The sequence below is a fragment of the Pandoraea pneumonica genome (genome assembly GCF_902459645.1).
GTDB lineage: Bacteria > Pseudomonadota > Gammaproteobacteria > Burkholderiales > Burkholderiaceae > Pandoraea > Pandoraea pneumonica.
In genome coordinates, this window is record NZ_CABPSK010000007.1 from 95,999 (window position 1) to 109,817 (window position 13,819).

The 13,819-nt window shown below is 62.9% G+C and carries 8 protein-coding genes; all 8 read right to left on the reverse strand.

Features of this window, described 5'->3' with window-relative positions:
- Nucleotides 1–9 precede the first annotated feature (9 nt).
- Complete coding sequence (locus PPN31114_RS25190; protein ID WP_150682271.1) at nucleotides 10–1,101, reverse strand: alginate O-acetyltransferase AlgX-related protein; 1,092 nt, start codon at nucleotides 1,099–1,101, stop codon at nucleotides 10–12.
- A gap of 13 nt (nucleotides 1,102–1,114) precedes the next feature.
- Nucleotides 1,115–2,125 (reverse strand): alginate O-acetyltransferase AlgX-related protein, encoded by a 1,011-nt coding sequence (locus PPN31114_RS25195; protein ID WP_150682272.1) that lies wholly within the window; start codon nucleotides 2,123–2,125, stop codon nucleotides 1,115–1,117.
- Between the two features lie 38 nt (nucleotides 2,126–2,163).
- The gene (locus tag PPN31114_RS25200; protein ID WP_246182747.1) at nucleotides 2,164–4,824 is read right to left on the reverse strand and encodes an NfrA family protein; all 2,661 of its coding nucleotides are present in this window, start codon (nucleotides 4,822–4,824) and stop codon (nucleotides 2,164–2,166) included.
- Between the two features lie 65 nt (nucleotides 4,825–4,889).
- The gene (locus tag PPN31114_RS25205) at nucleotides 4,890–6,587 is read right to left on the reverse strand and encodes a glycosyl transferase family protein (RefSeq protein WP_150682274.1); all 1,698 of its coding nucleotides are present in this window, start codon (nucleotides 6,585–6,587) and stop codon (nucleotides 4,890–4,892) included.
- Nucleotides 6,588–6,606: 19 nt separating this feature from the next.
- Nucleotides 6,607–8,781, reverse strand: a complete 2,175-nt coding sequence (locus PPN31114_RS25210) for a cellulose biosynthesis cyclic di-GMP-binding regulatory protein BcsB (protein WP_150682378.1) — start codon at nucleotides 8,779–8,781, stop codon at nucleotides 6,607–6,609.
- Nucleotides 8,782–9,001: 220 nt separating this feature from the next.
- Nucleotides 9,002–10,162, reverse strand: coding sequence for a non-hydrolyzing UDP-N-acetylglucosamine 2-epimerase (gene wecB, locus PPN31114_RS25215; protein WP_150682275.1), 1,161 nt, complete (start codon nucleotides 10,160–10,162; stop codon nucleotides 9,002–9,004).
- 495 nt (nucleotides 10,163–10,657) lie between these two features.
- Entirely contained in the window at nucleotides 10,658–11,287 is a 630-nt protein-coding gene (locus tag PPN31114_RS25220) for a MotA/TolQ/ExbB proton channel family protein (protein WP_150682276.1), read from the reverse strand.
- A gap of 48 nt (nucleotides 11,288–11,335) precedes the next feature.
- Nucleotides 11,336–13,750, reverse strand: a complete 2,415-nt coding sequence (locus tag PPN31114_RS25225; RefSeq protein ID WP_150682277.1) for a TonB-dependent receptor — start codon at nucleotides 13,748–13,750, stop codon at nucleotides 11,336–11,338.
- Between the last annotated feature and the right edge of the window lie 69 nt (nucleotides 13,751–13,819).

The window sequence follows — 13,819 nt, forward strand, 5'->3', positions numbered from 1 at the left end:
CGTTGCCCATCAGGGCAAACGGGCCAGCACGGACTTCTCGTCGTCGCTAAGCGGCAGCGACAACGCGTTCTCCGAGAATTCCCAGATCACCAGCTTCAGGCTCTTGGGCCACTGCGCGCGCTGTTTGAGTGCGACGGTCAGTGCCCCGGCAAAATCGCCGCCGTCCATGCTCAGATTCCAGACCTCGCGCCCCAGATCGACGCCCAGCCATTCGGCAAAGTTGCTGCGCCGCCCATGCGAACTACCCGCCAGCATCACTTCGACAGGCGGGGTTTCATCAAGCAGGCCGCCGCTGCGCAGCGGAGCGATGAGTTGCGTCGCTGCCTGATCGGGTCGCGGGCGCCAACCGTCGTGCGCCTGCGCCAGCCCAGAGAGCGAAAGCAGATCGCCCACCCGCGGTTCGGCAGGCGCGGGCGTACCGACATCAAACGCTTGTGCGCCTTTGCCGGGCAGCAACGCCAAACCGGCCTGCGCAACCGTTGCCGCAGCGGCCTTCGCGCCTTCGGCATTCATGTGCACGTCGGTACGGAAGAACATCGGCCGGTTGCGATCGACCAGCGTCGGGCGCAAATCGACGAACGGCACGCCGTCGCGGTGCAATGCCGTCTTCACGATATCCATGCGGGCAAGCATCGCCGCCGACACCGGCTGGCCGCACAAATGCGACGACTCGATGCGAGCCTTGTCGGGCACCGCCACCACCAGCACGTTGACGCCTTGCGCGCGAACCTGCGCGAGCCAGTAATGCATAAGCCGCAGACGATCTTCGAACACGGCATCGGTCGTACCGGGCTTCGGGCGCATGCCGTCCCGATAGAACATCCACTGCGGGCATCCCATCGCGACCTGCTCGCCGACGTCGCCCAGCGCCCGATAGCGCACTGCCGCGTTCCATGTTTCGACCGTCTCTTGCTCAGGCAGACGCAACGACTTGTTGAGCGCAACACCCGCCGTCCCGTCGAGCCACGCCGACAGACGCAGTTGATCGCGATCGAGTTGCGCGTGGGCGAGCGTCCACACGCCCCACGCGAGGCCCATGCCGAGCAATACCGCCATGACGACGGCGTTCAGGCGGTGCGATGGCGGCGAGGAGGTATCCATATCCGGCACGTGCTCAGTTCCCCAATGCGGCCTTCAGGCGCTTGCGCCAGGCATCGGGCGTCATGATCGAGGCGTTGTCCCACAGTCCAGAGGCATCCGGGCCTTGTGAATAGGCGGGCTCGAAAATCTGCCAGACGAGCACTTGCGGCTTGGTCTGCTTGAACGCGGGCGATTCGACGTATTCGAGCAGCATCACCCACTGCCCGACGTTGCCCGGTTTCCAATTCACCGAGACGGGACGATCGAGCACGTTCGACAACTTTTGCGGGAACCCGAAATACGGCTGCATCATGCTGTGGCCAGTGATATGCACCGGCGCCGGGGCGTCATCGAGCAGGTTCTGGCCGTCGGACGGACGGCGCACCGTGAACACCTCGCGCCCGATTTTCTTGCGCTCCTCCGGCGTCAGAAAGAGTTCGGCCAAATCGCCATAGCGGCGATCGTTGACCATGCCGCCCAGCGGCATGCCCGTGCCCGGCTTGCCCGACAGTTCCGGCACGTCCTTGTGAATCATGTCGGCTGTCGCTTGCGCGGTGGCGTCGGCGGCAACCTGCGTCCAGTGCTGATCGGTGCGGTAGTACACGTCCTGACCGCCATCCTTGATCCGGCGCAGAATCACTTCGTCGTCGAACGTCGTAATGCCAGCGGCTTGCAGCTTGTTCAGAATCGTCTTGTAGCGTGCCTTCACTTCCGGGCTCATCACTTTGCCGTCGGGCAGCTTGTCCTGATAGAACAGCGACTTGTCCGGCAACAGCAGCACTTCGAGCTTGATATTGCGCGCCGCGAGCGCGTCACGCGCTTCGACCACCAGCGCCGTGTTCGCATCGATCCCGCGCGTATCGACCTGCGTGAGACTGCCCCAGCCGGGAAACAGCCAGTTGTCCTTGCCACGCAAGATGAGCGTCGAGGCGTCTTGTGCCTGTGCCGCCCCCAAGGCAAACGTCAGTAGACATGCGCTCAGGCGACGTACGAAGCCCGCGTGAAAACGTCGCGCTGCGCGAGGTTCGAAAGCGTACGGCGTCATGTTGCAACTCCTCGATAGCAATTGAAATCTGTCATGTGTCAGTACGACAGCGTGAAGGTCATGAATAGGCCCTTGGCCCGATCCGCCTGTCCGCCGCCGATGTTGAAGCGATACTGCGTGGCAAAGTCGACATACGAGCGCGCCGTGTTGTAGTGGTCGGAGCGGAAGTAGTAGCGGATGTTGAAACCCACGCCCGCCCCCAGCGACCATGAACTGCTGTTGCCGAGCAGTTCATAGTCGTCCACGCCATTGATCGGCAGTCCCTCGACCCGGTCGGCATTCTTGAGCCAGTCGCCGCCCAGCACCACATAGGGGAACAGCACGAGATGTTCGTCGATCTGGTCCATCCGGAAGCTCTGACCGGCACGAACTTCGAAGGCGGCGAAGTACTGACGCCGCTTAACCTTGCCGGAGGTCCGTTCGTCGGTCGCGCCCGTCGCGTTGTTCGTGAGCCAGAGGTCGGACGGCAGGTCTTGCCACGAGTAACCGGCCTGCACGTAGCTCTCGAGCGTGAACCAGCTCGGCTGGTCCATGCGCAACTCGCTGCCGATGTAGTGCCCATAGGTGGCGTACGCCTGCCAGCCGCCGTTGCCCGCATTGGCGTGATAGTTGGCCGTCTGGTTACGCTGATTGAGCGCGCACTGAAGGTCCTGTCGCAGCGGCTGGAAGGTGCCCGAGCGCGTTGCCGATCCGAGCAAGAACTGACGCTCCAGACCGAACGTCAGGCCGAGATCGGTCGACGGCGTGAAGCGCATGCCGAGAATGCCCACCGTCGTCGGAAACCCCGAACTGCCCCGGTTCGACGTCGGATCGATGTTGATGGGTGCCTGACTGCACGGATCGAGACCCGTTTGCGCGAGGGTGTTGCCGCCCGCGTCGTACAACGTGTTCGTCAACTGGCCATAGACTTCGAACGCGTGATTGTTGGCGTTCAACCAGCCGCGCGGACGCCAGAACACTTCGGCCGTACTGAAGACCGCATTGCCCGGCACCGAGATCGCCGCCCCGCCCAAGCTCCCCCCGGCGGGACGTGCACCGCGATAGCCGACGGAGACCGTCGCACCCCACTGGCGCGACACATCGGCGATGGCGCTACGCGTGTCGAGCAGTTGCTCGGGCGTTAGCGATAGCCGTTTGGCGTCGTAGTCGTCGATGGCCTGACGGAACGTGCTCTCGGCTTCCGCCTTTTGTCCGGCCGCCGACAGCGCATACCCTTCTGCCAGCACCACATCCGGCGATGCCTTTCCGGTGGCCCGCGCTGCGCGAAAATCTTCGACGGCCAGCGCCGGTTCGTTGATACGTTGGCGCAGATAACCGCGCTGAATCAACAGATCGGGGTCGCCCGGCTTCTCCGCCAGCGCCTTCTCGATACGCTCGCCCGCTTCCTTCGTCTGTGCCGAATCTCCGGCAGCGAGCGTCGTGGTCAACAGGCTCTGATAAATCGGGCTCTTCGGATCGAGCTCGACGGCACGGCGCGCTTGCTTGATCGCCTCTTGATAGTCCTCACGATCGTACGCGGCGTACGCTTGCGCCGACGGACCGCCGTAGCCGACCGTGTCGTAAGGCAACAACTCGTAGACGGTACCGTAAGGGGTTTCGCGCGGGTCCTGAATCGGCGCCGGGAAATTGATCTGCGTGAGTGCCTTAGGCGCGCGTGCGCCGGAACGGGCGAGCTTCAGCCGCTTCTTGACGGCGTCGTCCTTCGGGTCGAGCGGTGTCACCAGTTCGATCGCACGCGGATGATCGCCCGCCGCAAGCGCGGCATCGGCGGCAATGAGGCGAACGTTGCGCACCTGCCCTTCGTCGAGCCAATCTTGCTTGATGGCTTCGTCGAAGTCGGCATCGGCCAGTGCTTTCTTGCCTTGAAGCTGACGCAGATAGCCGCGCATCTCGAGCGCGACGGTGTTCTCATCGTTCTGCGTGAGCGCCTGACTCGCCGCCTCTTCCGCCTCGGGCAACTGATTGTCGAGCATGTACGCGGAGATCAGCAGCAGACGATAGCTGTCGTCCTCGGGCGCCAGACGCACCGCCTCCAGCGCGAACGGAATCGCATCCTTCGGCTTGTTGTCGATGATGGCCTGATACCCGTTGCTCGCCGGGTCCACCGCCATGCGCGCGCGCAACACCTGAATGCGCGCTTTCAAATCCGAGGTATTCGGTGCCCCCAGCGAAATCGCAGTTTCTGCGGCACTGACACCGGCATCGAACTTCTCCTGCGCTTCCAGTCCGGCGATCCAGAGCAATGCCCATTCACCGCGCGACGGATCGATACGGAACGCTTGCTCCGCGTGTGTCGAAGCTTCCACGTATTGCTGCGCGTTGTACTCCGAGTACGCCTGCGTCGCGATAGGAAAGCCGCGGCGATACGCCTCCGTGGGCGGCGGCCCGCCCGCCTGCGCACCGCTCAGGTTCGTATTCGCGTCGCGCAATGCGGGGGTGTCGAAGCCGTACTTGAGGGCGCTGTCGACCGCTTTGCGAGCGTCGTCGATCTTGCCCGCGCGTTGCAGCGAGTAGACAAGCAGCATGCGCAGGCGCAACACATCGGGGCGCATGCGCACCGCAGCGGCGGCCGCGGTCGCCGCCTGTTCGAAGCGTCCTGCCTGATAGTGCTTGTAGGCTTGATCGGCAAACTTCCACGCCTGTCCGGACAGCGGCGCGTCGCCGTTCTGCCGCACGGCGTGCGTTGTGGCTTGTGCCATGACCGGCGACGCCGACCAGCAGCAAGCCATAGCCGTGACGAGAAGAAGAGTTCGGAATGGCGGCATCATGTCGCGGCAGTGGAAACGTCGTTAGGCGGCAGCGGCGGCGCGATCACGCCCTGCTGGAACGAGATGGCTTCATGAAGCGTGGCTTCGTCGAGCCAGCCCAATTGCATGAGAATTTCGCCGAGGGGACGTTTCTCGCGCTCCTGCGTTTCCAAAGCAAAGGCCAGCTTGGTTTCGTCGATGGCCTGCCACGACAGCAACAACTCGCCCAGTCGCTGACGCTGCGCGGTGATCTGGTCGGTCGACGGGAAATCGTGCATCGTCTTATCCCACACGAGGCGCTTGCCCGTGACGAGATGCACGATGAACAATCGCCACGCGCGCGCGGCGGCCATCGCGTTGATGAAGTTGCCGATCACCATGCGCGGTGCGGCAAGCAGCGAATGTTCCCAGCCGTACATGTGGTACACGAAGAAGCTGCGCTGGCACACGCGCAGCGCCAGCGCCACGGCGTTCACGCTCATGAGCGTCATGACCCAGCCACCCGGTGGGAAAACTGACGGGTAATACACCTTCCACCAGCCCATGCGGTCGGCAAACAGGAACAGCAGGAAATTGAGCAACAGCACGTAAGCGATGATGGCGATGAACGACGTCGCCAGCCCCTTGCGGTCGCGGAACAGCAGATATTTCGTCGCAAGCGACCCCGCCCAACCGACCTGCGCCCAGCCCTGAAGCCCGATGCCCAGTGTCCAGCGCGCCTTTTGCCGGTAAGCGGTTCTGAAGGTGTTGGGGAAATACTCGCGAATGCCGAGTGGCATGCGGATTGTCGAGATTTTCTCCTGACCGAAGCCGAACATCCGCTTACGCTTAATCACATACTCGACTGGAAACTTGCCGAAGATCTGCTTCATGCCGCGCCGCGCCAGACGCGCACCGATGTCGTAGTCTTCCGTCAGCGTGTCGGTATTGAACGGCTGGTTGTCGGTCTCGGCCGCAAGCTCCTCGAGCGCCCGGCGCGAAAAGCAAGTGCCCACACCCGCCGACGGCACCATCTTCGACAGACTCTCGCGCACCACCAAGTCCTTGGTGTGCCATTCGGCAAACTCGTCCATGTACGTGCCTGCGACGAGTTCGTACCATTCGCGCTCGAGCGACGTCACAGGCAACTGGATGAAGTCGATGCGCGGCAGCAGATAGTTGTAATACTTCAGCTCCAGCGGGTGAAGCACGTCTTCGCTGTCGTGAAGAATCACGCCTGCGAACGGCTCCGGCTGCTGCTGGTTCTGCTTGAAAATCGCCTGCACGATCCAGTTCAGACAATCGGCCTTGCACGTCGGCCCATCGTGCGGCACCTCGACGCGCACCAGCTGCCGGTAGCGGCGGCGCATACGCTCGACTTCCGTCTTGGTGCGCTCGTCGTTCTGATAAGTGCCGACGAAAATCATGTAGTTCTTGTATTCGAGCGTGCCCACCATGCTCTCTAGCATGGCGGCGATCACGTCGAATTCGAGCCAGGCCGGCACCATGATCGCGAGCGGCTGTTCTCTCACGGCGCGCAACTGCGACGCCTGCAACGGCGTGTAGCGGCGTTTGATGAACAGCGAGCGATAGATCTGGCGCCCCCAGTACCAGGCATCGACGAACAGATCGTCGATGCTCGATAGCAGGATGAGGATGCCGACTACCGCGCTGGCAATTTCCAGCGCGTGGTAGTAGTCGGCCACCAGATACGGCCAATAGAGCGAGGAGATCACGGCGGCGTGTCTCTACCGATCAATGGCTGTCTTGTTTCTTGCGCCCAGCGCGCAGCGCCAGCACGAGAATCAGCAGCAGCACCAGCAGTGCGATGGCAATCGCGGGCACGCCCCACGACACGTAGCGGCGCCATTCGTAGAAAGCGCTCTCCCCGGCCCCCGGCGGCAAGCTGGCGTCGGGGTTGCTGCTGTCGACCCATGCGACCGGCCCTGCCGGTCCGATGATCGCGAGATTGCCGCGATTGAGCAGGAACGGCTCACCGACTTCGGCCTGCGGCTCGCCAACGGCGTACCACAGCAGGCCGTCTTCACCGCCACCACGCACCACTTCTGCGGTCGACAAGTTCTCCAGTCCGGTGATGTCGAGCCACTTGGCATCTTTACCGCCGATCTCCAGCCGCTTGCGATCCGACACGGTGACCGTGGGCTTGGCACCATCGACCTGCACTTCCATGGCGACGAACGGTTTGCTCGGCTTCACGCTCTTGCCATCGGCGGCAACCGTCAGTTCGGTGCGCGACGGGGCCAGTCCGCTGGCGGCGGCAATGCCGATCACGCGGCGGATATTGGCCGGGGCGTCTTTGAGATAGCGATCGGGCACGATCAGTTGCGGATTGCCAGCCATGAGCGGCAGCAAGCCAACGAACGTGCCGTCCGGTTCCGCCTTGCCCGGGCGGATGTAGCTCGCGGCGGGCAACACATTGACCGGATAGGCCTGCGGAATCTCATCGCAGTTCGCCGAATACGGCTGGCGCTGCACCGACACGCGCAAGTTGTTGTTCACGCCGAGGACATAGCCCGGCACACGGGCCTTGAGTTGCTCGGGACGCCCGTTGGCGTCGAGTTGCTTGGCGGCCAGCAGAATGCCGTTCCAGAACACTGTGGCGACCGGCTTGGACGATGCCGGTCCTGGCGCAGCCGCGAGATACAGCGAAATTTCGCCCGGCATGCGGCCGTCGGATGCCACGGCACCCAACGGGAAACTCACCGTCCAGTCGCCGCGCGCGAGCACGTCGAAGCTGTCCGACGACCCGCCCAGGCTGGAGAGCCGCACCACTTGTTTGTCGGCGATGTCCGGCGTGTGAGCCACCGGTGCGGTCACGTTGTTCGAGAGCAGCAAGCGGCGCAACGAGTTGTCGAAAAGCCCTGCGGCCTGCGCACCGGCGTCGCCCGCGATGGCGATCACCGACTGACTGCCCATCGACAGCAGACGAATTTGTTTCGCCCCCAGTGCATCGGCGGCGAGCGGTGCACGCTGATCACGCCACGTCTTGAAGGCTGCTGCGGCGTCGGTATCGGACGCCAACTGGCCTTGCAGCGCATCGAACGCTGCGGCGAGACGCGCACGCATCGCCGCATCAGCCACGACCACCTCGCCGCTCACCGACGGTGCGTTCACCGCCAGCAACGCGCCCAGTTCAGCGTCATTGGCCAGCTTGTGCGTGGCGCTGTTGTCACGCAGCGCAGCAAAGGCAGGCACGCCCGCCAGCGCTGCGGGCACGTTGACACCGCGCGTATCGACAACGTCGCCCACGGCGGGCAATGCGCGCACCTGCACGCGCTTGCCGCTACGCTCGAGCGCCACGCCGATGCGCCAGGCGCTGTCGAAGGCTTCTTGACTCAGGGTCTTCGACGCGACGAGCAGCGCCGGGGCCCCAGGCAACGTGCCCCATGCGTCATCGAGACTCGAAACCGACTTCTGATCGATGCGATACGTCAAACGTGTCTGCGGGGTGATCGTCACCGAGTTCGCGAGCGAACGATCGGGCTCGCAGCGGTACGTGCCCGTGCGGGAATGCCAGTTGACCGAAAAGCGCACGAAGCCGGTGTCGCGAGGCCGCGACGAGACCGCGAGATTGCGTTGCAGCGGACCGTCGCCGTCAGGCAACGACTGGGACGTCATCGGCTGTCCGTCGATGGACAGCACCACCGACGCGGCACCGGGTTCGCCTTTCAAATAGCGGCCGTCGAATGCAATCGAGGCGTCGGCGAGCGGCAGCCCTTTGGGCACCGGCAGATAGAAGTCTTGACTGGCGTCGCCCGAGAGCACGATCGGTGCCGTGATCCCCAGATCGGCCAGTGCGATGCTGCGTTGCAGGTTGACGCCAGACCCCAGCGCACGCACGCCATCGCCCAGCGCGCTAGCGTGCGACGCGAGCGGCGCGAACATGCCGAGCAAGGCGAACACACCCATCGTCGCTGCACACAGTTGGCGCAGTGGCGCGGCGGCCGACGGGGGCACATCCGAAACCGAACGGGAAAGGTCGCGGGCCATTCGGCGACGCATGGGCAAAGTGTTGAGCAACGGCATGGAAGATCCGTGAATGGACGCAGCTTCCGCGTGAGCGGTCGATGCGGGGTTGGACGGAATGGGGTGCGGCAAGGTGGTGGTCATCGCTGGCGTCCCCGTCGTGTCAGGGCGCGCGGCGAATAGCCGAGGCGTCGGGATCGAACTCGCTCACCGTGCGCCCGCAAAGCGCGGCGACGATGCGTTGTGAGGCGTGGCCATCGCCGTACGGATTCACGCGGCGCGAGAACGACGCGTGATAAGCCAAGTCATCGAGCAATCGGGTCACCGCTTCGACGATGCGCTCGCGGTTCGCGCCCACGAGTGCCACCGTTCCCGCTGCCACTGCCTCCGGGCGTTCCGTAACGTCGCGCATGACCAGCACCGGTTTGCCGAGATACGGCGCTTCTTCCTGCACGCCTCCCGAGTCGGTGAGAATCACGTACGCGCGCCGCATGAACCAGACGAAGTCGACGTAATCGAGCGGCTCGATCAGATGCACGTTGTCGAAACCCGCCAGCGTGGTCATCACCACATCGCGAACCGCCGGATTCAGGTGCACGGGGTAGACGATCTGCACATCGTCGCGCTTTGCGATATCGGCCAGCGCCGCGCAGATATTGCGAAATCCGTCGCCGAAGCTCTCGCGGCGATGCCCGGTCACCAGCAGCAGGCGACGCGAACTATCGAGCCACGGGTAACGTGCCGCCACCTCGGTCGCCAGCGGCGAATCGTCGCGCAGTCGTTCCATGAGCGTGGCGAGCGCATCGATCACGGTGTTGCCGGTGACGGCAATGCGCCCGTGCAGGTTCTCGCTCAGCAGGTTCGCCCGCGACGTGGCCGTGGGGGCGAACAGCCAATTGCCGACCGCATCGACCACACGGCGATTCATCTCTTCGGGGAAGGGTTTGGACAGGTCGCCAGTGCGCAGGCCCGCTTCGACGTGCCCGATGGGAATGCGGCGGTGAAACGCAGCGAGTGCACAGGCCGACGCCGTACTCGTGTCGCCGTGCACCAGCACGTAATCCGGCTGCTCGGCTTCCAGCACAGCGTCTACCCGAGAGATAGCGCGGGAGAACAGGCCGTTGAGCGTCTGATTCGGCACCATGACTTCGAGGTCGTACTTGGCCGAAAGATCGAAAATCGACATCACCTGATCGAGCATTTGGCGATGCTGACCCGTCACGCAAACCACGCTGTCGATACCAGGCTCACGATCGAGCGCCGTCACGAGCGGCGCCATCTTTATCGCCTCAGGACGTGTACCGAAGATAGACAGGACTTTCATCGTTATGTATTCCGGTCGTTGCCTGCCGACGCCATACGGCGGGCAGGCTTTATCTCGCCCCGGAGACTTCGGACATGGGGCGCTCAGACATGAGGTCGGAATGGTGACGGCGACGCTATGACACTTACTTCGTTGTCCGATATATATATCGGCTGCCTGCGCGGCGAAGACCAACAGACGACGCCGACCTGAGCGGTCAGGGTCGCAATACCTCCTCTTGCCACTTTTCTCGCGCCGAAAAGCACTTTTTACTCATCGGCACGAACTTAGTTTTCCGGATGGTAGCGAGGCATCGTCCCCATACAGTCCCCCCGATTTGTGCTGTCGCACATGCACAACAGCACTTTTCTCCTTGAAATCAAGGGTTGACGGGCGTTAAAACCAACGAAAAAGCCCCGTGCCGACGCCGCAAAACGGCATCGCACGGGGCCAACGTCAATACAACTGAGGCAGTTCGGCAGCCGAGCTTATCGGGCCGCCGTCATACGCGTGAAATCACGCTTGCCGCTGCAACCGCACCACCTTGTCTTGCGAACCCGGCGCAATGCCGGCACGCAGGAGCAAGATCTTCAGATGATCGCCAATACGTTCGATGCGATCGTTGAAGTGGTTGAGGAACACGAGCACGAACAACGCCGTCGAGATACCGAGTGCGGTGGCGTACAGCGCCGTCCCGATACCGGCCGACACGCCCTTGGCATCCGAAATCCCCGACGCGGCGAGCGACGAGAACGTATCGATAATGCCGAGAATCGTACCGAGCAGACCGATCAGCGGTGCCGCCGTCACGATCGTGTCGAGCATCCACAGACGCTGCTTGAGCTTGGACTTCATCGCGAGATACAGCGCAGCGGAGAGCTGCTCCATGTCTTCGCGCGAGTGAGCGTCGGCACGCGCCTTGGCCAGTGCACGCAGCGCGTCGGCCGGCACACTGTCATTGCTCTCGAGATGTTGCGTGAGATCGTCGAGCGTACGGCCTTCGCCGAGCAGCATCGCGTCAAGCTCACGAGCATGTTTGTTCGTGTAGCGATAGAAAATCAGACGTTCGATGCTGATGAACAACGCCACGACCAGGCACGCGTACATCAGGAAAAACGACAGATCATGTAGCACCTGAGTGTTCATACGAAGGTTCCTCTTTCAAATTCGTGAGTGCGAATGCAGCGGCTCGCCTCACTGGAAGTCGGCGGACAGCGACACAGACAGCAGTCGCGGAGCGCCCAGGTAGTAATAAACCGTGCCGCTGCCGCCGCCGACTTGCACGCTCGACGGGTTGCGGTACTGGCGGTTGAACAAGTTGCTCACGTTCACACGCACGGTCGGGTTCTTGAAGAAGAACGTGTTGCCGAAGCGATAGCCCGCGTCCAAATCGACCGTGGTGTACGACGGTGCGACTTCGTCGTTCATGAGCGTGGCGTACTGACGCGCCGTGAACTTCGTTTGCGCGCGCACGTACCACTTCGGTTGTGCGTACTGAATCGACAGACCGAGCAGCCACGACGGATCGAGCGGGTAATCCTTGCCCGAGGTCTGCATCGTGGTCGTCGCCGACGTGCGCAGGTTGTCGAGCTGGCGGCTATGGTTGTTCGTCACCGAGAAGTACGCCGACCAGCCGTGGAACGGCACCGTGCCGAACTCCAACTGGAAGCCGTAGTTACGCACGCGACCGGCGTTCGTGTAGACCGAGTTGTTCAGGTTCGGGTCGTACGCGGTGGCCTGACGATTCTTGTAGTCCACGTAGAACAGCGAGCCCGAGAACACGCCCAGGCCGCTTTCGTTGCGATAGCCGAGGTCGTACACGTTCGACGTTTCAGCCTGCACGTTGCCCGTCACGGTCGCCTGACCGTTCACGAACGTCACGTTGCCGTTGGTCGGCGAGAACGCGAAGTTGGGCGGTGCGCGGAAGTTCTTCGCGTAGCTGCCGTAGACCTGATTCGAATCGTCGATCGAATAACGCAAGCCTGCTTGCGGCAGGAACGCGTTGTAGTCCTTCACCACGTTGTACGTCGTGCCCGAGTTGCTGCCCTCGTTGGCGAAGTTCGTGAAGTCGCGGCGCACGTGCGGCGTGCGGAAGCCAGCCGTCAGGTTCAGCTTGTCGGCGAGCATCGAGATCGAGTCGGCGGCGAAGAACTGCCACGACGTCGACACCGTCTTCCAGTTACGCGACTCGTACGGCTGACCCGTCGGGCCGGTGATCTGGTTGTCTTGCAACCAGATATCGCTGGCGGTGCCGTCGGCGTTCACGAGCACGGCCGGGCCGGTTTGACGGTGCACGGCACGCTCGAACCACACACCCGCTTGAATCTGGTGGTTGCCGAGCTGTTGCGTCACGGTCGTGGTGATACCCGGGCGGTCGGTGCGCGTCACGCTGCTGTTCGCCACGATGATCTTGTCGAGCGTATCGCCGTCGCCGTTCAGGTCTTTACCCAGGCCGGTCTTGCCGGTGGCCGGGTTCAGGAAGCCCGTTTCCGAGAGCACGTACTGCTGCGTGCCGCCCGTGCCGAAGCCATACCAGTAGTACGGCTGAATCTTCACTTGCGTGGTCGGCGTCAGACGGAACACACCGGTAACCGACGCGATGACGTTCTCGAACGGGTTCTGTGCGAGCTTGTAGTACGCCGGGCTTTGCGAGGCTTCGTTCTGTGCTGTGCCCTTGCCCGGGGGCAGGTGACCCACGAACTGCGACGCGTAATCGCCGTAGTAACCGTTCTGATTGAGCTGCGCGAGCGACGGGTTGTAGATGTTGTTGTTGATCGCACGGTTGTAGTTCAACGTACCCGTGACGTAGTTTTCCTTGTTGATGTCGAGGCGGAAGCCGAAGTCGACGTGATCGCGCTTGGCCTTGCCTTCGCCCTTCCACTTATCGATCTCGGCGTGCGAGTACGACACGAAGAGCTTGGCCATGTCGTTGGCGAAGCGGCCCGAGTCGAGACGCACGAACGAGTTCGTGAGGTTCAGGCCACCGACCGTTTGCGAAATGCGCACACGCTTCTGGTCTTCCGGTTCGCACGTCACGATGCTGACGTTGCCGCCGGTCGAGCCGACGTGCGGGGCATCGAGGTCGGTGGCGCCCTGCGTCACCGACATACCGCAGGTGTTCGAGTTATCGAGGAATTCCTGCGGGTACACGGCGAAGCTGCCCGAGTCGTTGACCGGCACGCCGTTGATCGTGAAGCCGATCTGGTCGGAGTTGAAGCCGCGAATCGACAGGCCGCCACCGAACAGACCCGAGGCGTCGTAGCTGTACGTCGACACGCCCGGGAGCAGGCCGATCGACTGGAACACGTTGCCGGTCGCACGTTCTTTCTCAATCTCGGCGCGCGTCACCGTGCTGCGGGTCTTCGGTTCGTCTTCGCGAACCATGAGGCCCGTGCCAAGGTTGTCGCCGTCGCCGGTGATGGTCACCGTGCCGATGTTCGACGTGCTGCTGGCGGCAGCGGCGGGGGCCGCAGCCGGAGCTGCGTTGTTATCGGTGCTTTGCGCATGTGCGACGCCAGCCTGAAGCAGCAGCACGTGAACAGCGATCATGGACAGACGCAATGCGGGATGCTTGAACGGCTTTCGGGCCGTTGTAGGTAGATCGTTCATCTCGGTCTATTCGTTATGGTTACGGGTGCCTGGATTGCTGCGGCAAAGCGCCGCCGCGGTTTCATCCAC

Excerpts from the sequence above, each read along its gene's own strand:
- PPN31114_RS25210 (WP_150682378.1), bottom strand. The coding sequence starts at position 8,781 with ATGGGTGTGTTCGCCTTGCTCGGCATGTTCGCGCCGCTCGCGTCGCAC.
- PPN31114_RS25200 (WP_246182747.1), bottom strand. The coding sequence starts at position 4,824 with ATGGCACAAGCCACAACGCACGCCGTGCGGCAGAACGGCGACGCGCCG.
- wecB (WP_150682275.1), bottom strand. The coding sequence starts at position 10,162 with ATGAAAGTCCTGTCTATCTTCGGTACACGTCCTGAGGCGATAAAGATG.
- PPN31114_RS25220 (WP_150682276.1), bottom strand. The coding sequence starts at position 11,287 with ATGAACACTCAGGTGCTACATGATCTGTCGTTTTTCCTGATGTACGCG.
- PPN31114_RS25190 (WP_150682271.1), bottom strand. The coding sequence starts at position 1,101 with ATGGATACCTCCTCGCCGCCATCGCACCGCCTGAACGCCGTCGTCATG.
- PPN31114_RS25195 (WP_150682272.1), bottom strand. The coding sequence starts at position 2,125 with ATGACGCCGTACGCTTTCGAACCTCGCGCAGCGCGACGTTTTCACGCG.
- PPN31114_RS25225 (WP_150682277.1), bottom strand. The coding sequence starts at position 13,750 with ATGAACGATCTACCTACAACGGCCCGAAAGCCGTTCAAGCATCCCGCA.